A 20352-nucleotide genomic window follows, 5' to 3' on the forward strand; every position below is an offset into this window, starting at 1 on the left:
CACGATGGGTTAACTGCGCCGGTCATCCGGTCGCATGTGCATGTGCTGGCGGGTTGAGAAATGGCATCGCGTACGACCGTCATAACCGGACTGCCGTTGACGCTGATCGCCTCGGGATGGATTGCTGCTCCCGGACCGGCTGCGGCGCAGGCGACCTGCGAGGCGTCGGGCAGCGGCTATAGCTGCTCCATTCCCGGCGGGAGCTATTCTTCGCCCATTACGGTCACGGAGCCGGGCGACGCGCCCTCTTGCACGGCGCTGACCGTGAACAATGCCGGCGCCATCGACATCGGCGTCGGTACAGCCCCGACATCCTCGGTCGGCGTCTATGCCCTGGGCGCGTCGCTCACCGGCGACAACGCGGTCAACACCGGCGACGCCTCCGGCCTGACTGTCGTCAATACCGGGGCGATCACGCTCGGGGACGGCGCGTCGGCCTATTATGATTACAGCATCTTCGGCATCTGGGCGCAGCAGGCGGCGGGCGGGCTCGGCTCCACCACGGCGGCCGCCGAGGTGTTCAATTACAACAGCATCACTCTCGCCCCGTCGTCGGCCATCCAGGTGGAGGAAGCTTTCGGCATCTGGGTGAGCGACCAGGGCGGGGCGACCTTCGGCAACTCTTACGGCGCCTCCGTCTATAATGACGGCGCGATCACCGTGACGGCCATCGGCCAGCAGGGCGCGGCCGGCATCGACGCCTTCTCCATCGGCGCCTATCTGGGCACCGCCGGTTCCGATTCGGGATTCGGAGGCATCGTCTCCGTGATCAACGCGGCGCCGGTGACCGTCGACTGGACGTGGCAGAATGTCGGCAACAACAGCGGCGTCTTCGGCATCCAGGCGATCTCGACCGGCAGCAACGGCGTGAGCTTCACGTCGACGCAATATGGGACCGGCGGCGATGGCATACCGGCCGGGGCGTCCGGGATCGTGCTGAACGCCGGCGGCGACGTGACGGTCACTGCAAACGGCACCCCGCGAGATGTCGCGGTTCCCGGCCTTTCGATCCTCAACGCCGTATCCCCCGGCACCTCGTTGCAGGGCGCCGGCCTGTTCGCGGCGACGTTCGGCGGCAATGGCGGGTCGGGCTTCGGCTACCAGCAACCCGGCGGCAACGGCGCGGAGGGCGGACCGGTCCGCATCGCGATCGAGGATGCGAGCGTGACGACCACCGGTAGCGGACTGCCGGCACTCGCGCTGCTGGTGCAGGCCGGGGCCGGCGGGGTCTCCGGTTGCCAGAGCTTCAACGACTGTTCGTTTTGGCAGTCCGGCACGTACAGCCCCGAGGGCAATGGCGGCGCGGGCGGCGACGTCTACGCCAACGCGGATAGCAGCATCCAGATCGTCGCGAACACCGTTCCGGTCACCATCTCGACCAATGGTGACAATTCCGCCGGCATCCTGGCACTGATGCAGGGCGGCACCGGCGCCGCCGGCGGTCTCCTGCCAGCCTCCGGCACCGCCGGTGCGGGAGGCGCGGGCGGCAATGTCCACGCCACTCTCAACATCGGCCTTACCGGAGCCAACCAGCCGCTCGCCGTATTGACGCAGGGCACCAATTCTCCGGGCATCTCCGCGTCAAGCCTCGGCGGCGAAGGGAGCGCGGGCGCCGAGGCGGCCAACAGCCTCGACAGCATCACCGCCGGTGCCGGCGGAAATGGCGGCGATGGCGGCGCCATCAATGTCCGGTTGACGGCCGCCTCCGTGACCACGCTGCAAGATCAGTCGGTCGGCATCTATCTTCTCTCGCAAGGCGGCAGCGGGGGAGCTGGCGGCCTGGCCGATGGCGGTACCATCGAACAACATGGCGGCGACGGCGGCGACGGCGGTTCGGCGGGGGACCTGACGGTCACGCTCGATCCTGACTCGGCGATCACCACCTATGGGCTGTCCTCCTCGGCCATCGTGGCGACCAGCATCAGCGGCGGCGGCGGCGATGGCGGCGACGCGAGCGGCGGGCATGCACATGCCGGCACAGGCGGCAGTGGCGGGAATGCCGGCAATGTCAGCGTCGACAATGCCGGCGCGATCACCACGCACGGAGCCTCGGCCCGCGGCATCGTCGCGCAGTCGATCGCCGGCTCGGGCGGCGGCGGCGGCTATTCCTACGGCGTATTCAAGAGCACGGGCGGCACCGGCGCGGCGGCGGGCACCACCGGCAGCGTTTCCGTGAGCAATAGCGGCACCATCACCACCTATGGATCGAACGCGCATGGCGCGCTGCTGCAATCCATCGGTGGCGGCGGTGGCGCGGGCGGCCAGGCCGGCGGCTCCTTCGACACGATCGGCGGCAGCGCCAGCGACACACCCCATGAGTCCGATGGCGGCGATGTGCTCTTCACCTCGGACGGTGGCAGCATCGTCACCGACGGCTTCGGGGCGTTCGGCGTGCTCGGCCAGTCGATCGGTGGGGGTGGCGGCGATGGCGGCGGCGCGGCCGGCGGCAATGTGGTCATCGGCGGCAATGGCGGCGCAGGTGGCACCGGCGGAACGGTCACAGCCCATCTCAACGCCGGAACCGAGATCCTCGCCCTGGACGATGGCTCGGCCGGCGTGGTGATGCAGTCGATCGGCGGCGGCGGCGGCAATGGAGGCAATGCCAGCGCCGACAGCATCTTCACGGCGGCGGCGGTCGGCGGCAAGGCCGGCGGTGGCGGCGACGGCGGCGCGGTCACTGTCAATGCCTATGACAGTTCCATCACCACCGCCGGCACCAAGGCGCCCGGCATTCTCGCGCAGTCGATCGGCGGCGGCGGTGGCGCGGGCGGCTGGGCAATCTCGACAGCGGTGTCGGCAGGCATCGGCGTGGCTTCGGCGATTGGTGGCGCCGGGGGCACCGGCGGAGACGCCTCGACGTCGACCGTCACCCTTGCGGGCACCTCGGTACTGACCGGACTGCAGATCATGCTGCTGGGCGAGGGCATCGTGCTCGACCAGTCGCACTGCACGGACGCGACCTGCAACATGCTGCCGGTCGACAGCTACGGCGTCGTCGTGCAGAGCATCGGCGGCGGCGGCGGCATGGGTGGCGCCGCCACGGCGCAATCGCTGGTGCTGGCGATCCCGACGCCGAGCGGCGACCAGATCGGGGTGTCCGTGAGCCTCGCAGTGGGCGGTTCAGGCGGCGATGGCGGTGACGGCAGCACGGCGCAGTTCTTCCAGACGCAGGGCAGCACGATCGCAACCTATGGCCAGGGTTCTGCCGGCGTGCTGGCGCAGTCGATCGGCGGCGGCGGCGGCGTGGGCGGCGATTCCTCCGCCAATGCCGCCGTGCTCGGCTATGACGTGCCGGGCGATGCCACCTCGGTCGCCGTCACGACGACCGTTTCCATGGGAGGAACGGGCGGCAGCGGCGGGGCGGGCGGCGAGGTGCTGGTGGCGCTCGGCGGCACGCTCGACGGCTCCGGCAATTTCACCGCCGACCCGGCCGGCAGCGCGGCGACCTCCATCACCACCTATGGCGACTATGCCAATGGCATAATGGCGCAGTCGATCGGCGGCGGCGGCGGCGATGCCGGCTTCGGCGCCGGCAACACCCAGTCCTTCGGCACCGGCAGCAGCACATCGATCTCGGTGACGCTGGGCTCGCAGGGCGGCGCGGGCGGAGACGGCGGCCAGATCTACGCCTATATCGGCCCCGGCGACGGCATCACTACCTGGGGCTCCGGCTCGGTCGGCCTGCTGGCGCAGTCGATCGGCGGTGGCGGTGGCACCTCGCAAGGCGGCTCGTACAGCCTGGCGCAGACCATCGGCACCGGCCAGAACAGCGCGACGCTGAAGCCGAGCGTGACGGTCAATCTGGGCCTCGGCTCCACCGCTACCGGCGGCAATGGCGGCAACCTGAACATCGACGTCGCGGCGCCGATCACCACCCATGGCGGCGACGCGGTCGGCGTTCTCGCGCAGTCGATCGGTGGCGGCGGTGGAACGGTCGGATCGGCGGGCTCCGACGGCTCGGCGGACAACCCGATCGTCGCCACCAATAACGGCTATGCCGAGCGCGAATTCTCCAGCGAGGTCTCGAACTTCCTGCAGAACGTTTTCCAGGGCGACAACGACGGCAGCAACATTCCCTCCATCGATACGAGCTTCACGCTGTCCATCGGCGGCACGGGCGCGCAGGGCGGCACGGGCGGGAACGTCGAGGTCGCCATATCGGCGCCGATCACCACCAGCGGCGACTGGGCGAGCGGCGTAGTTGCGCAGTCCATCGGCGGCGGCGGCGGCAAGGGCGGCACGGCGGCGGCGACCGGCACTGGCGGCCTTCCCGAGATAACCATCAATTCCACCGTCGCGCTCGGCGGCAGCGGCGGCTCGGGCAACAATGGCCGCGAGGTGCTCATCGACCTGCAGCAGGGCGACGCCGTCATCCAGACCGCCGGCTATGCCGCGAGCGGCATCATCGCGCAGAGCGTCGGCGGTGGCGGCGGCATGGGAGCCGATGGCTCGGACAGTGCGACGGGTATCGTGACGCTCGGCCAGGACGAGGGCGGGAATGCCGGCAGCGGTGGTGCCGGCGGCCCGGTGCAGCTCGAATATGGCGACACCAATGGCTCGACCGTCGCCACCACCGGCGTCGCGGCCGATGCCATCATCCTGCAATCGGTCGGCGGCGGTGGCGGCATCGGCGGCGCGGGCAGCAGCCTGTTTGCCGGCGCGACGCAGCAATCCACCCAGTGGGAGCTGACCGCTGGCGGCAATTCCGGCTCCGGCGGCGATGGCGGCACGGTGCTGGTGCGGCAGGGCGCGACTGACGCGATACTGAACGTCTCTACCACCGGCGCCTATTCGATCGGTCTGCTGGCGCAGTCGATCGGCGGCGGCGGCGGCCTGATCAGCGTCCAGCCGACCGCCGAGACGGTGACCGCCAATCTCGGTGGCGACATGTCGAGCGGCAATGGCGGCGAGGTCACTATCAACGCCAGCAACGTCAACCTCAGCACGCAGGGCGTTGCCGCGCACGGCATCGTCGCGCAGTCGATCGGCGGCGGCGGCGGCTATATCCGGGTGAACGACACCAGCACCACCACGGCGGCGGCGACGCCTTCGCTGACCGCCACCTGGAACGCCTCCGATTCGAACAGCCTCACCCAAGGGACTGGAAGCGGCGGCGACGTGAACATCACGCTGATCGGCGGCGGCGTCACCGTCAGCGGCGCGGGGGCGGTCGGTATCCTCGCTCAGTCGCTTGGCGGCGGCGGCGGCATTCTTGTGAGCGACGGCTCGATCTTCGCCGGCTCGGCGGCATCGACCTCCGGTATCTGCATGGATTCCTGCACCGGCGGCGGCGATGTCACTGTCATTGCCAATGGCAATGTCTCGGCCACCGGTACCAACGGCATCGGCCTCTTCGCGCAGAGCCAGGGCACGCCTGGCTATAACGGGACCGTCGCCGTCACCGTCGCCGCGACCGTGACGGGTGGCAGCGGCACCGCCGCCACCACCTCGCAATCCGGAGCCGCCGGCGTCTGGATCGATGGCGACAGTTCCGCCAACTCCGTTACCGTCAATACCGGGGCTACGCTTACGACCGGGCTCGGCACCAGCGGGACGGCGATCCTGCAGACCGGAGGCGGCGTCACCACCGTCAACAATTCCGGCACGGTTACCGGCGCCGCCTATCTCAACGGCGGCACGTTCAACAACGTCAATGGCGGCACCCACAATACCGGCAGCATCAATGACGGCGACGTCGCCAATGACGGCGTGCTGAACATCGGCCTGTTCGACGAGATCCGCGCCACCCACGTCACCGGCGACTTCGTGCAGACGAGTAATGGCCGGCTTGGCGTCACCATCCATTCGCTCGCCGGCTCCGCCGACAGGCTGGAGATCGACGGTTCGGCCGTCATCGGCGGCGTCATCGTCCCGACGGTGATCTCGCTGCTGCCCGGGACGGTGCCGGTGGTGACTGCCACCAGCATGACCTCCTCGGCACAGGCGCAGGACTCGCTGCTGTTCGACTGGGATGCCGAGCAGCGCGGCAACACGCTGACACTGACGCCGCATTCGGACTTCACGCCGGCCGGCGTCGCGCTCAATCGCAGCCAGCTCTCGCTTGCCAACTATTTCACCCGCGCCTGGGACAATGCCGACGCCGCCTTCGCCACCCAGTTCGCCGACATGTCGGGGATCGGCACCGCCACCGGCTACACGACGATGCTGAACCAGCTGTCCGGCCAGGACATCCAGGCGCAATCGCTGGCGCTGGCCAATTCGGCGGGGTCGATACTGGGCGCCTCGATGAGCTGCCCGGTCTTCGTCGGCAACGGCGTACTGCTCGGCGAGGACAATTGCAGCTGGGCGACCATCTCCGGACGCTGGACCGATCAGGACACCACCCGCGACATCCAGGGGTACGAGGTCGACACCACCAGCTACCGCATCGGCGCCCAGCACGAGATCGCGCCGGAGTGGTATCTTGGCGGCTCCTTCGCCTATGGCGACACCTCGTCGTCGACGGATAACGGCTCCTGGGGCGACGGCTACACGCTGGACGGCTCGGTGGCGCTGAAACATGTGAAGGGCCCGTGGTTCGTCGCCGGCTCGCTCGCCATGGCCTATGGCTCCTTCGATTCCTACCGCCGGATCAACCTGCCCTTCGCCGCCGAGACGCTGGAGAGCGACCCCAGCATCTTCCTTGTGGGCGGGCGGCTGCGGGCCGGCTACGAATTCACCCGTGGCGACTGGTATCTGCGGCCCTATGGCGACGTCGACCTATTCTACACCAACCTGCCCGGCGTCACCGAAGCCGGCACCTCGATCTATGCGCTCGACGTCGAAGGTAGCAGCAAGACCAATGTTCAGCTGTCCCTGATGATGGAAGTCGGCGGCCGGCTGAACCTCGACGCGGCGACGACGCTCCGGCCCTATGCCAGTGTCGGCGTCAGCTATCTGCCGGACAATACCCGCACCTTCGAGAGCAGCTTCATCAACGCCACCGCGAATAACGGCACGTTCCTCACCTATATCGAGACGCCGGAGGTGCTGGGGCGCCTCGATCTGGGGCTGCAATATTTCAGGGCCAACGGCATCGAGCTTAAGGTCGGCTACACGGCCGATATCGGCGAGGATTATCTCAGCCAGTCGGCCAGCGTGCGTTTCGCCTACCATTTCTAGTGCATCGGATTGTCTGCCTCGGCCGGTCGCGTCGCACATTGGCGGGTGCGGTCTGCGCCGTCCGATTCATGTCGCCGAAACACCGGGGCCTTCGTTCGTCGGCAGGTCAGTGGCGGCTCGACGGCGACCGGCCCTTGGATGTGTGTCCCTGCTGGCGGCAGGCACGCTAGCAGGGCTCCTTGCCACCCGAGAGAACCCCACAACCGACCGGAAGCGGTCACATCGCTCGAATTTGCCTATCTTATAGGCTCGCCTATATCGCAAGCATACCCGCCAAGCTTCGTGTGTTGGCGATATTTCCCCTCCCGCAGGCCGCCTTACTTTCTGCACCGCGCTGGCGACTCTCCGGCGCGGTCACAAGGAGTTAGGTGCGTTAATGCCCGCAAATCCGTTTCATCTCGCCTGGTTTCTTCAGGGCTCGAGCATTCAGGCCTGGGGAGAGCCGTGGACTGGTAACATTGCGCAGGAATGGATGAGCGCCGACATGTTTCTCGACCTCGTAAGGTCGATGGAACGCGCCTGCTTCGACTACATCCTCATCGAGGATTCCATCTATATCGGCCAGAACTGGCAGAATTCGCGCGACATCTTCCTGAAGGGCGGCATCTGCGCGCCGCGGCAGGAGCCCTCGGTGGTCGCGACGCTCATGGCGGCGGCCACCAAGCGCCTCGGCATCGTGCCGACGCTCTCCACCTTCGCCTACCATCCCTATCTGACGGCGCGCATCGTGTCCTCGCTCGACCAGATCTCCGGCGGCCGGGCCGGCTGGAACATGGTGACCGGCTCGTCGGATTTCTCGGCACAGAATTTCGGCATGGACAAGCTGCCCGACCATGACGAGCGCTATGTCATGGCTCAGGAGTACATCGACATCGTTAAGGGCCTGTGGGGCTCCTGGGAGCCGGGCGCCATCCTCGATGATCGCGAGAACGGCGTGCTGATCGATCCCGCCAAGGTTCACACCATCGATTACAAGGGCAAATATTACGCCTCGCGCGGGCCGCTGAACTCCGGGCCGTGCCCGCAGGGCCAGCCGGTGATCGCCCAGGCGGGCGGCTCGAAGAGTGGTCGCACCATCGCCGCCACCCATGCCGACACCATCGTCGCCGCCCCGAACGGGGTCGCCAACATGAAGCAGTATCGCGAGGACATCCGCGCCCAGATGGCGGCGATGGGACGCGATCCGAACAGCTGCAAGATCCTGTTCCTGCTTTCGCCAATCGTCGCCGAGACCGAGGACCAGGCGAAGTGGTATGCCGAGCAGCGCCGCGTCTCGGCCGCGGCCAATCTCGACACCCGCATGGCGCGCTTCGGCTGGAGCACCAATCTCGACCTCTCCAGCCTCGACCTCGATACGCCGGTGAGCCAGCTGAGCCTCACCACCAACGGCCACCAGTCGAGCCTCTCGCAGTTCCTCACCCGCGCCGGCGACAAGCCGCTGCGCGAGGCGATGATCGACCATGTGAGCTGCGGCTACTGCGTCGACGTGGTCGGCACGCCGGACAGCGTCGCCAGCCAGATGGAGGAGATCATGGCGGAGGTGGGCGGCGACGGCTTCCTCATCGCGCTCGGCGACGTCAGCCGCCGCTCGGTCGCCACCATCATGGACGGCCTCGTGCCGGTGTTGCAGCGCCGTGGCCTGACCCGCCGTGCCTACGCCCACGAGCAGCTGCGCGACAACCTGCTCGACTTCTGACCGCCGCTTTTCCGCGATCCCTTCCTCAAGACAGGACGATGCCGATGAACCTGCTCCGACCGCGCTTCCTGCACCGTCCGCTCCGCACCGGCGGTGCTGCGCTTGGTGTGCTCATGCTTGCCGCCGGCCTGTCGGCCGCCTCGGCCGAGAAGCTCCGTCTCGGCAATGAGGGCGTCTACCCGCCCTTCTCCATGGTCGATTCCTCCGGCAACCTCACCGGCATGGAGCCGGAGCTGGCGCGGGAGATGTGCAAGCGCATCGACGCCGATTGCGAGATCGTCGTCATGGACTTCAAGGCGCTGATCCCCTCGATGCTGCAGGGCAAGTTCGACGGCATCGTCACGCAGATCTCGCCGACGCCGGAACGGGTCGAGAAGGCACTGTTCGCCATGCCGATCGTCTATAATCCGGCGACCTTCATCGTCCGGAAGGACAGCGACTACACGCTGACCAAGGAAGGCGTCACCGGCAAGGGGCTGCGCATCGCGCTGCAGCGCGGCGCCTCCATGGTGCCCTACATCCACAAGCACTTCGGCAAGGACACCTTCACCGAGGTCTATTACGACAATCCGGACCAGATGAAGCTCGATCTGCTGGCCGGCCGGCTCGACCTCGTCTTCGATTCCAAGATCAACTGGACGCTGGAGCTGATCGCCAAGCCCGAGGGCAAGGACTACAAGCTCGCCGGCGGCGACCACTGGCTCGGCGACCCCGCCATCCCGGAGGCCGAGCGCGGCTACAGCTGGATCTTCCCGAAGAAGAGCGAGGCGCTGGTCAAGCGCGTCAACGCCGCGCTGACCGAGATGATCAAGGACTGCACCTACACCAAGATCCGCAAGAAGTACGTGCCGGTCCAGACGCTCGCCGCCGAAGCCGCCTGCGCCAACGTGAACTGAGCCCGAACGACGCGGAGACCGGCCGATGACCAACCTCTCCCTCGCCGACCTGGCGGGCTACATGCGCCAGCTCGGCGAGGGAGCGCTCATCACGCTGGAGCTGTTCGCCGCGAGCTTCACCCTGGCCTTCGCCTTCGGCGTGCTGATCGGCATCGTGACTTTGTCGCGCAGCCGCATCGTGCAGGCAGTGTGGCGGGTCTATGCGTCGATCTTCATGGGCGTGCCGTCGCTGCTGGTCATCTTCCTGACCTTTTACGGCGGCAGCGCCATGCTGGCGGCGGTGTTCGGCGAGTTCAGCGCGCGGATCGACGTCTCGCCCTTCGGCGCCGGCGTCACCGCCTTCACCGTCGTCTACGCCGCCTATATCGCCGAGCTGGTGCGCGGCGCCATCGGCAACCTGCCCAAGGGCCAGTTCGAGGGCGCCCGCGCGCTGGCAATCCCGCCTGTCATCATGTGGGGCAAGGTGATCCTGCCACAGGTGATGCGGCTCGCTCTGCCCGGCCTCGTCAATGTGTGGAGCTTCATGCTGAAGGAGACGCCGCTGGTCTCGCTCGCAGGCCTGCAGGATCTGGTCGCCGCCGCCAAGATCTCGGCCGGTGCGACCAAGGAGCCCTTCATCTTCTTCATTGCCACCGCCTTCGTTTTCATCGCCTTCAGCGCGGTGTCGTTCAAGCTGGCGACTTGGCTGGAAATCCGGCTCGATCGCGGCCACCGCCGCGAGGCGGCCGTCCGCTCCCCCTCCGGGGCTGCGGCATGAACGGGCTGCCCATCGATCTCCATTTGGCCTGGGAGAGCCTGCCGGCGCTGTTCGACGGGCTTAAGATGACGGCGATCCTCACCGCGCTGCCGCTGCTGTTCGGTCTCGCGCTGGCTTTCCCGATCGGCTTTGCCCGCATGTCCGATCGCCGCTGGCTGGCCTTTCTGGCAGAGGCCTTCGTCACCTTCTTCCGCGGCGCGCCGCTGCTGATCCTGCTCTATCTGGTCTATTACGGCCTCGGCCAGATCGAGGCTCTACGCAAGGGCCCATTCTGGATCCTGTTCGGCTCGCCCTTCGGCTGCGCCATCGTCGCGCTCAGCTTCAATCACGCGGCCTACATGGTGGAGGTGCTGCGCGGCAGCCTGCTCGCCGTGCCACATGGCATCGTCGAGGCGAGCGAGGCGCTCGGCATCAGCCGACGCAACGTCTTCATCTGGGTGAAGATGCCGCTGGCGATCCGCTACGGGCTGAAGGCCTACCAGAACGAGGTGGTGAGCTTCATCAAGGGCACCGCGATCGTCTCGGTGGTGACGATCACCGACCTGACGGCGGTAGCTAATTCCATCTTCGAACAGACCTACGACCCTTTCACGCCGATCCTCTGCGCGGCAGCATTCTACTGGGCATTCGTCAACCTCGTGCGCATCGGCTTCGACCTGTGGGGGCGGTGGCTGAACCGCCACAATGCCGAGGACGTCGCGGCCGATGCGGTGGCGCCGGGGAGGGGACCGTCGCTGCGTCCCGCTTCGGATCTGAAACAGGTGACGCCGTGATCGTGCAAGCCGCCGATACCGCCGAGACAGGCGGACCCGCCATCGCGATTACCGGGCTGGTGAAGCACTATGGCAACCACCGCGCGCTCAACGGCATCGATCTCGACATCCGGCGCGGCGAGAAGGTCGTGATCTGCGGCCCTTCCGGCTCGGGCAAGTCGACGCTGATCCGCTGCATCAACGCGCTGGAGCGCCACGATGGCGGCTCCATCGTGGTGAACGGCATCAAGCTGACCGCCGACGAGGGCGCGGTGCAGGACATCCGCCAGGAAGTCGGCATGGTGTTCCAGCACTTCAACCTGTTTCCGCACCTCACCGCGCTGGAAAACTGCATGCTGGCGCCGCGGCTCAATCGCGGGCTGGCCAAGGCGCGGGCCGAGAAGCTCGCCATGCACTATCTGGAGCGGGTGCATCTGGCCGATCACGCCCGCAAATATCCCGCCCGCCTGTCCGGCGGCCAGCAGCAGCGGGTGGCGATCGCGCGCGCGCTTTGCATGGAGCCGCGCATCCTCTTGTTCGACGAGCCGACCTCGGCGCTCGACCCGGAAATGGTCAAGGAGGTGTTGGGGGTCATGGAGGAACTGGCCGCCAGCGGCGTCACCATGATCTGCGTCACCCACGAGATGGGGTTCGCCCGCCGCGTGGCGGATCGCTGCGTCTTTATGGACCATGGCGAAATCGTCGAGGACGGCGAGGCGGAGACCTTCTTCCAGGCGCCCGAGAGCGGGCGCCTGCGGGATTTCCTCGCCCGGATCCTGCGCTGACGCTGACGAGGCTGGTCGGCGGCCGCGTTTTGTGGCGGCCGTCAGGTCAGGTGGTGGAACTTGCGGCCGAAATAGACCAATCCCTCGCTGGCGCCGCCCTCGTGCAGGCCGAGCACCTCGCAGAACATCACGTCATGAGTACCGACGCTGGCCACCTGCGTCACGCGGCAGTCGAAGGCGACGGTGGCCTCCGACAGCACCGGTGCACCGGTGACGAGCGTCGTCCAGCCGGCGGCCGCGAAACGCTCGTCCATGGTCTTCGCGCCGCCGGCGAAGCTCATGGAGAGCGCTTCGTGATGCGGGCCGGCGAGGGTGTTCACGCACAGCACCCGGCTCGACGTGATCGCCTGATGCGACTGGTTGGTGCGGTTCACGCACACCAGCAGCGTCGGCGGGCTGTCCGTCACCGAACAGACCGCCGAGGCGGTGAAGCCGTAACGGCCTTCCTCGCCAAGGCTGGTGATGATGTTCACCGCTGCCGGCAGCTTGGCCATGCCACTGCGGTAGAGGTCCCGGTTCACCGCCTCCGGCGCATCGGCCGGGGCCGGGGTGGCGGCATGCGACGCGGTCGCGCTCATGGGTTCTCCGATCGGCAAGGAAGAGGCGGGGATCAGAACTCGCGCAGCATCTCGCGCAGCGTGGCCCCCTCGGTGTAGCTCGTGCGCGCTAGTCCTCGGCGCTGCAGCGCCGGCACCAGGCCCTCACAGATGTCGTTGATATACTGCCGGCTGATGTTGGAGGTGAACGGCCGGGTGATCAGGAAGCCGTCGCCACCGACCTCCGCCATCACCTCGCCCATCCGCTCCGCCACCTGGTCCGGCGTGCCGATAAGGCCGTCGAGGCCGCGCCCGAGTTGGTCGGCGCAGAGCTGGCGCAGGGTCTTGCCGGTGCCCCATTGCTGGAAGGCATCGAGCGAGCCCTGCTCGCCATTGGTGGTGAGGTGCGGCAGCGGCGCGTCGAGATCGAATTTGGAGAAGTCGATGTCGGTGATCGCGGCAATCAGCGCCAGCGCCTTCTCGCAATAATCGGGTGCCTCGACGATGCGGGCTGCCTTGGCCTTGGCCTCTTCCTCGGTCTCGCCGAGGATGGGGGCGACGACGAACAGCACCTTGATCTCGTCCGGGTCGCGTCCGCCGGCCGCCGCCCGGGCGCGCACGTCGTCGCGATAGGCCTTCAGGCCGGCGACGCCCATCGACGGCGCGATGATGCTGTCGGCCGTCATGGCGGCGAACTGGCGGCCGCGCGGCGAACCGCCGGCCTGCACGAAGGCTGGACGGCCCTGCGGCGAGGGCACGCAGTTCAGCGGACCGCGGCTCTTGTAGTAGGTGCCCTCGAAGTGGATCGGCTTCACCTTGGTGAAGTCGGCATAGGTGCCGGTGGCGCGGTCGCGCACCACGGCATCCGGCTCCCAGCTACCCCAGAGCTGCTTGCACAGCTCGACATATTCGTCGGCCATGTCGTAGCGGGCCTGCCGGGGCGGCAGCTTGTCCATGCCGAAGTTCTCAGCCGCCAGGTCCTCGCCGGTGGTCACGATGTTCCAGCCGAACCGTCCCTTGCAGATATTGTCGAGCGTCGAGCACAGCCGGGCCAGCATGAAGGGCGGATAGGCCATGGTCGAGAAGGTCGCGACCACGCCCATATGCTTGGTGTTGGCGCCGATCAGCGCGGCCATCGGCGAGGGATCGGCCTTCGGTCCCATGATGTTGTGCTTGAGGTAGATCTCATTGGTGCCGCCATAGGCTTCCGAGATCATCAGCGTGTCCTCGAGCATGATGTAGTCGAAGCATGCCCGCTCCATGGCCTGGGCCATGTCGATGTAGAACTTGCCGTCCCACGGATCGCCGCCGCCGGTGAACGTCTTCGTCCATTCGTCGACGGCGAAATTGGTGAACCATCCGAGATGGAATGGCCGTGCACTCATGAATTGCCCCGATACGCCTGATCACTCACCGAATGCGCCAGCCTAGAGCGGGGCGTCGACGCGGGACCATCGCCAAAACCCCAAGCGATGTTCCCGCCGGGGGACGGCACCATATTGGGCATTGCCGACACAACTGATGGATTGTTGATCAATCGCCTCCGGTGATGAAAATATGCGCACCATCGATTTCGGTCGCCGACCGGGGAAGGAGCGTGGCTCGGACGGCGCGCAATTTGCAAAGACACCGTTCGTCCGGGCGGGGCGCAGGGGGTGTGTCAGGAGAGGTGAGGTAATGTCGAACATCAGCCAGATCTACGACGTCGACCTGAAGTTGCTCCGCTGCTTCTGTACCATCGTCGAGCAGAAGAGCTTCACCGCGGCGCAGGCGGCGCTCAATCTCTCGCAGTCGACCCTGAGCGAAAACCTCAAATCGCTCGAGATCCGGCTCGGCACACGGCTGTGCCGGCGCGGTCCCAAGGGATTCAAGCTGTTCCGGGAGGGGGAGGCGGTCTATCAGGCGGCCAAGGAGCTGTTCGCCTCCATCGAGACCTTCAAGCAGAAGGCGTCCAATCTCAATCAGGGAACCGGCTACGAGCTTGTCGTCGGCATCCAGGACGGCATCGTCGAGAACCCCTCTGCGCGTATCCACGACGCCATCCGGCGCTTCTCGGAATATTATCCGAATGTACGCTTCCGCATGGAGGTCATGCTCGGCTTCCAGCTGACCGGCCGCGTCGCCGACGGCATGGTGCATGTCGGCATCGGGCTGGTGAACGACCAGTTCCCCCAGCTGACCTATGAGCACCTGTTCGACGAGCAGGGCTACATGTCCTGCAGCGACAAGCATCCGCTCTTCGCGGTGCCCGATGACGAGTTGACGCTCGACGACATCGAGTCGGCGGCATACTGCAACCGGGGGCATCTCGAATACTACCACCCCGAGCGCACCCGCCACGGCGTCACCTGCGGCGATATCGGGCTCGGCATCCAGTCGCAGCTCGCCCTCATTCTGTCCGGCCGGAACATCGGCTATGTGCTGGATCACACCGCCGAGCCGCTGATCGCCGCCGGCTCGTTGCGCGCGCTGCGGCCGGACCTGGTGCGCATCGTCAACCCGGTCACGGCGATGATGGGTCCCGGCGTGGCCGACTTCAAGCTCGCGCGCAGGTTCGTCGACTGCCTGGTCGACGTGCATATGGAACTCGGCCAGGGGAGGGTGCTGCCACGGCCGGCCTTCGCCACCAGCTGCGGCACGCTGGTCGAGCGGGACGGCGTCTGCGTGGTCTTGCCCTCGGCGAAGCCCGCCGAGCGGTTCGCTCCTGACGATGCCCTGTCACGCCGTGGGCAGGCATCTGCCCGCGAGGGGCACGTCGCCGATGGCGTTTCCGCGACGTGATCGCCGGCTGCCCGCTTGAGCGGGAGTGGTGGCCGGCCCCCCGGGACGCGAGGCCCGTCGTCGGCCGCCCCGGTAACGGTTAATTGTGGCGCCGGTGCCGCATGTGCATCAGGAACAGCTCGGCCTGCGACGAGATCGACAGCTTACCGTACAGCCGCTTGCGGTGCACCTTCACCGTGTGCTCGGAGATGCCGAGCCGCAGCGAGATCGACGGGTTGGTGTAGCCGTTGAGCACATGCGAGGCGACCTCGACCTCGCGCTGTGTCGCGTGGAACTCGCGCAGCCATGTCAGTTCGCTGGGGGACGCCGGGGCCGGCGGTTCCGCGGGTCGGTCGAGGGGGGCGCCGAACCGCGCCTCGATCATGGTGTGGCGGCGCACCAGCGAGGCGATCAGCGGCTCCATGCTGTGCAGGTCGGCAATGGTGGCGCCGTCGAACCAGTCCGAACCGATGCAGCGTCCGAGCGATATGTGCACCGTATGGCCGCGCTCGATCGGGCACAGCAGGCCGATCTCGTCGACCAGCGGGATGTCCTTGTAGTACGACTTGAAATAGGCGCTGTCGGTGAAGTCCGGACCGGACAGCTCGCCGCAGCGGCTCACCCCGATGGGCCGATTCTCCATGGCCGCGCGGTAGAAGGGGTCGAGCCGGTAGGCCTGCTTCACATAGCAGTGACGGAAGCGGTCGGGATTGATGATCGAGCAGCGCTCAAGCACCGTCGGCTCCTTCTCCTCCTGGAAGGAGAGGATGACGCAGCTGTTGAAGTGGGCGATGGCGTAGAGCGCCGACCTGAGCGTCGGATGGAAATTCGGCGTGCCCAGCTGGTCGACGAGTTCCCCGAACACTTCGGGAAAGCGCATCAACGCCTCGTCCCGGACGGCAAATTGCGATGCCGTCCCGCTGCTCTGTATCCGATCCGTGGTCATGCGATCCTCACATGCGGCACGGACGGAGCAAGGCAAGAAGCAGACCACCGCCGCATGCGTCATGCCGGGGCGGGTCGAGGTGCCGGTTCGCCGGTCCTCGATCCGTCCCGGTGGATCGACTGTCTGGTCAAGAAGACGTCTAGAACTCCAGCAGATTGTCGCGAAAATGTGCGTGTGTGTAAGCCTTGCGCATCAGGCCGCGCTTCTGCAGCGCCGGTACGAGGCCGTCCTCGATTTCGGCGACGGTGCGGCGGTGGAGATTGGGCAGAGAGAACAGGAAGCCGTCGCCGCCGACCGCCCGCATCACCTCGCCCATCTGCTCGGCGATATCGTCCGGCGAGCCGAGCAACTCGACGCCGTCGCCATCATGGGTGAAGGCGGTGATCGCTTCGCGCAGCGTCTTCTTGCCGGCCTGCCGGATGAAGTCGTCGAGCAACTGCTGGTGACCCTCGGTGGTCAGGTTGCCCACCGGCTGGTCGAGGTCGAGCTTGGTGAAGTCGATATTGGTGATCTTGCCGAGGAAGGCGAGCTTCAGGTCGCTCTGCTTGACGGCCTGTGCCCGCCGCTCGGCCTGGATCGCCCGCGCATCGGCCATGCTGGGGGCGATGATCGGCGTGACGAGGAACATGACCTTGCAGGTGTCGGGATCCCGGCCGGCGGTCACCATGCGCTGGCGCACATCGTCCCGATAGGCACGCATGTCGTCGACGCCGACCACGCTCGTCACCACGGTGTCGGCGTGCTGGGCGGCGAACTGCCGTCCGCGCGGCGAGCCGCCCGCCTGCGCGATCACCGGGCGTCCCTGCGGGGCCGGCCCGCAGTTCAGCGGGCCGCGGGAGCTGAAATACTTGCCCTTGTAGTCGATCTGGCGGACCCGCTCATGGTCGACCAGCACACCGTTGGCCTCGTCGGCGACGATGGCGTCGGCATCCCACGAGCCCCAGAGCTTCTCGACGATGTCGATATATTCGTCGGCCATTTCGTAGCGCAGGTCGTGCTTGGTCAGTTCCTCATAGCCGAAATTCTGGAAGGCGAATTTGGAGCTGCCGGTGACCATGTTCCAGCCGGCCCGGCCGCCGGAAACCTGATCGAGCGTGGCGATCTGCCGGGCGACGACGAAGGGGTGGTGCACGTAGGTGGCGAGCGTCGGCACGATGCCGATATGACGGGTCGCCGCCGTCATGAGAGCAGCCACCACCGCCGGGTCCTGGCGGGGAACCGAGATGCCGTTGCGCAGATAGATCTCGCGCGAACCGCCGAAGCTCTCGCCGATATAGGGACCGTCCTCCAGCAGGATGTAGTCGAAGCACGCCCGCTCCAGCGCGCGGGCGACATCGATGAACAGGTCCGGCTTCATCCACGTTTCGGCGATGCGGCCGGTCCACGGCGTACCCCACGCCTGGATGCTGGAGCCTTGAAGGAACAGGCCGAGGTGAAAGGGCTGCGACATGTCGAGAATTTCCGAATGCTGGGCCGGGCCGGCGAGGCGCGGCAAACAGAAGGAGGCACGCGCAACGGCGCGCCGCCTCAATGCAGGATGGAGCGGATGAAGGTGGCGAGACGGGGATTGTCCGGATTGTCGAAGATCCGGGCAGGCGGCCCCGACTCTACGATGGTGCCGTCGGCGATGAAGTGCACCACGTCGGCGAGACGCCGGGCGAAGCCCATTTCGTGGCTGACGATGATGAGCGTCATGCCCTGCTCGGCGAGGGCGCGGATCGTGTCCAGGATGCCGGAGACGAGCTCGGGGTCGAGTGCCGAGGTCGGCTCGTCGAACAGGATCAGCTTCGGCCGCATCGCGAGCGCCCGGGCGATGGCGACTCGTTGCTTCTGGCCGCCGGACAGCTCGTCGGGATAGCGATCGGCCTTGTCGGCGAGGCCGACCTCGGCGAGCAGCTTCTCGGCATGCGCGATGGCCTCGTCGCGGGGCCAGCGCTTCACCATGACCGGGCCTTCGATCACATTCTCCAGCACGGTGCGGTGGGAGAACAGGTTGAAGTGCTGGAACACCATGGGCATTTCGCTGCGCGCGGCGCGCAGGATGCGCTCCGGCTCCACCTTGAAGACGTTGCCTTCCTCCCGGCACAGCAGGCGCCCGTCGAACATGATCTCGCCCGCATTGGGCGTCTCCAGGAAGTTGATGCAGCGGATCAGCGTCGACTTTCCTCCGCCGGACGGACCGATCACGAACGAGACTTCGCCGGGATTGACGGTGAGGTCGACGCCCCTCAGCACGTTGACGGCGCCGAACGACTTATGCAGGGCTCGCACCTGCAGCAGCGGCTTCGCCGGCACCGTCTCGGCGGTGGGGACGCCGGGAGCCGGCGCTTCCGTGGTGAGGATCCGCGCGCTCATGGCATCACCGCCGGGCGGGCCGTGAGTGCCTTGCCGCTACGTTGCTTCCGCCTGAGATGACGGGGTGTCAGCCGCTGCTCGATATGGCGGACAAGGACCGAGGCGACGAAGCTCATCACGAAATAGATGATCGCCACCATCATGTAGACTTCCATGTTCCTGAATGTATTTGAAATGACGATCGTGCCGTTCCGCAGCAATTCATTTACGGAGATGAACGAAACGAGGGACGAGTCCTTCAGGAGTGCGATAAAATAGCCGCCGACCGTCGGGATTGCGATCCGCAGCGCTAGCGGCAGGGTGATGCGGTAGAAGATCATCAGCCGCGACATGCCGATCGAGAGGCCGGCGGCGCGCTGGCCCGGATCGATCGAGAGAATGGCGGCGCGGAACACCTCCGAAAGATAGGCGGCGAGATTGAGCCCGAGGCCGAGCACACCGGCCCAGAAAGCGGGCAGGGTGAGGCCGATGCTCGGCAGGGTGAAATAGATCACCAGCAACTGCACGATGAGCGGCACGTCCCGCCAGATCTCGACATAGGCGGCCAGTGGCCATTCGAGCCATTTGCGCCCGCTCAGCCGGCCCAGCGCGACCCCCATCCCCAGCACCAGCCCGAAGGCCATGCTGAGGAAGGACAGCTCGAGGGTGACGACCGCACCCTCGAGCAGGAAGGGAAAGTAGCGCGGGATCAGCACAAAGAAGAACTCATACATGGATGGTCTTCTCCGCTCGCATGCCGCGTTGCATTGCGTGTCGCATCATTTGGTCGTCTTGGCCTGGTACTCCGCCCACGCGCCGTACTTCGAGAGAATGGCCTTGCGCGTGCCGTCGGCATCCATCGCGGTGAGGGCGTCGTTGACCGCCGCCAGCAGCTCCGGGCATTCCTTGCGCACGCCGATCGAGGTGCCGCCGAGGATGTAGTCCGCCTTCGCCTCGGCCTCGGCCCATTCGGGCTTGGACTGGTAGAAGATCGGCTCGCCGAGCTGGCGCAGGTCGCCCATCGTCTCGATCTGGGCCTGCATCGTCGCCTGGTCCATCACCACAGCATCGACCTGGCCGTTGCGCAGCGCGAGGAAGGGGGCGCCGAAATCGTTGAAGTCCTGTACCTTGGCGGCCTTGCCCTGGGCGACGAGGTTGTGGGCGTTCAGCGAATCCATGGTGCCGAGCGTCGAGGCCAGCGTCTTGCCCTTAAGGTCGTCCATCGACTTGATGGGCGAGTCCTTGGGCACGATCACATAGTCGTAAAGCAGGAAGTACGGCTTGGAGAAGGTGATGCCGGCGCCCTGGATTCGCTCCTGGGTAGCGGCCATGCCGGACAGGATGATGTCCCACCGGCCGACCTTCAGGCCGGGGATCAGCGAAGTCCATTCGGTGATCACATAGTCCTGCTTGGGAACGCCGAGACGCTTGCCGAGCTCCTGGAACATCTCCCACTCGAAGCCGGCATAGCTGCCGTCCTCGTTCTTCCATACGAACGGCTTGGTGCCGAGCAGGCCGTTGCCGGCGGTGATGACGCCCGCCTTCTTGATATCGTCAAGGCAGTTGGCCTGCCCGGCGGAGACGGCCGAGACAAGCATGACGGCCGCGAGCACGGCCTTTCCGATCGATGACTTCATGGCGGGAACCCCTGGCTGGTCTCGTTGGTGCGCAGCGGCGGGTTGAGACGCCGGCTGCGATTGGTGAGGCATTTCACAGGGGTGGGGCGTGGGGGAACAATAACCCTAGTTAGGTACTGTGCCCGCGTCGC

14 protein-coding genes are annotated in these 20352 nt (G+C 66.6%); 7 read left to right on the top strand and 7 right to left on the bottom strand.

Annotated elements, in window-relative coordinates:
• Positions 1-60: 60 nt before the first annotated feature.
• The 6 genes from KHC28_RS03115 to KHC28_RS03140 all read left to right on the top strand — a co-directional run bounded on the left by KHC28_RS03115 (position 61) and on the right by KHC28_RS03140 (position 12008).
• Complete coding sequence (locus KHC28_RS03115; protein WP_214006859.1) at positions 61-7122, top strand: autotransporter outer membrane beta-barrel domain-containing protein; 7062 nt, start codon at positions 61-63, stop codon at positions 7120-7122.
• 376 nt (positions 7123-7498) lie between these two features.
• Positions 7499-8818, top strand: coding sequence for an NtaA/DmoA family FMN-dependent monooxygenase (locus KHC28_RS03120; protein ID WP_214006860.1), 1320 nt, complete (start codon positions 7499-7501; stop codon positions 8816-8818).
• Positions 8819-8862: 44 nt separating this feature from the next.
• Positions 8863-9714, top strand: a complete 852-nt coding sequence (locus KHC28_RS03125) for a transporter substrate-binding domain-containing protein (protein ID WP_214006861.1) — start codon at positions 8863-8865, stop codon at positions 9712-9714.
• Positions 9715-9739: 25 nt separating this feature from the next.
• The gene (locus tag KHC28_RS03130; protein WP_214006862.1) at positions 9740-10471 is read left to right on the top strand and encodes an ABC transporter permease; all 732 of its coding nucleotides are present in this window, start codon (positions 9740-9742) and stop codon (positions 10469-10471) included.
• Positions 10468-11244 (top strand): ABC transporter permease, encoded by a 777-nt coding sequence (locus KHC28_RS03135; RefSeq protein ID WP_214006863.1) that lies wholly within the window; start codon positions 10468-10470, stop codon positions 11242-11244. The genes KHC28_RS03130 and KHC28_RS03135 overlap by 4 nt, the downstream gene beginning before the upstream one ends.
• Positions 11244-12008 carry an amino acid ABC transporter ATP-binding protein gene (locus tag KHC28_RS03140; protein ID WP_376772590.1) on the top strand — a complete coding sequence of 255 codons (765 nt, stop codon included), beginning with the start codon at positions 11244-11246 and terminating at the stop codon, positions 12006-12008. Before KHC28_RS03135 ends, KHC28_RS03140 begins: the two co-directional genes overlap by 1 nt.
• Positions 12009-12049: 41 nt before the next feature.
• Here KHC28_RS03140 and KHC28_RS03145 read toward each other — a convergent pair whose 3' ends face one another.
• Positions 12050-12586: a flavin reductase gene (locus tag KHC28_RS03145; RefSeq protein ID WP_214006864.1), complete on the bottom strand. Its 537-nt coding sequence runs from the start codon at positions 12584-12586 to the stop codon at positions 12050-12052.
• A gap of 32 nt (positions 12587-12618) precedes the next feature.
• A complete protein-coding gene (locus KHC28_RS03150; protein ID WP_214006865.1) occupies positions 12619-13929 on the bottom strand; it encodes an NtaA/DmoA family FMN-dependent monooxygenase in 1311 nt (436 codons plus the stop codon).
• Positions 13930-14221: 292 nt separating this feature from the next.
• Between KHC28_RS03150 and KHC28_RS03155 the strand changes: the two genes are divergently transcribed.
• Positions 14222-15325: a LysR family transcriptional regulator gene (locus KHC28_RS03155; RefSeq protein WP_246564182.1), complete on the top strand. Its 1104-nt coding sequence runs from the start codon at positions 14222-14224 to the stop codon at positions 15323-15325.
• 79 nt (positions 15326-15404) lie between these two features.
• Here KHC28_RS03155 and KHC28_RS03160 read toward each other — a convergent pair whose 3' ends face one another.
• The 5 genes from KHC28_RS03160 to KHC28_RS03180 form a co-directional block, all read right to left on the bottom strand.
• Positions 15405-16184 (bottom strand): helix-turn-helix transcriptional regulator, encoded by a 780-nt coding sequence (locus KHC28_RS03160; RefSeq protein ID WP_246564184.1) that lies wholly within the window; start codon positions 16182-16184, stop codon positions 15405-15407.
• A gap of 205 nt (positions 16185-16389) precedes the next feature.
• Positions 16390-17700 carry an NtaA/DmoA family FMN-dependent monooxygenase gene (locus KHC28_RS03165; RefSeq protein ID WP_214006867.1) on the bottom strand — a complete coding sequence of 437 codons (1311 nt, stop codon included), beginning with the start codon at positions 17698-17700 and terminating at the stop codon, positions 16390-16392.
• 77 nt (positions 17701-17777) lie between these two features.
• Positions 17778-18530: an amino acid ABC transporter ATP-binding protein gene (locus tag KHC28_RS03170; protein ID WP_214006939.1), complete on the bottom strand. Its 753-nt coding sequence runs from the start codon at positions 18528-18530 to the stop codon at positions 17778-17780.
• Between the two features lie 71 nt (positions 18531-18601).
• Positions 18602-19318, bottom strand: coding sequence for an amino acid ABC transporter permease (locus KHC28_RS03175; RefSeq protein ID WP_214006868.1), 717 nt, complete (start codon positions 19316-19318; stop codon positions 18602-18604).
• A gap of 45 nt (positions 19319-19363) precedes the next feature.
• Positions 19364-20221 carry a substrate-binding periplasmic protein gene (locus tag KHC28_RS03180; protein WP_214006869.1) on the bottom strand — a complete coding sequence of 286 codons (858 nt, stop codon included), beginning with the start codon at positions 20219-20221 and terminating at the stop codon, positions 19364-19366.
• Between the last annotated feature and the right edge of the window lie 131 nt (positions 20222-20352).

The organism is Ancylobacter sonchi (assembly GCF_018390695.1).
Taxonomy (GTDB): domain Bacteria; phylum Pseudomonadota; class Alphaproteobacteria; order Rhizobiales; family Xanthobacteraceae; genus Ancylobacter; species Ancylobacter sonchi.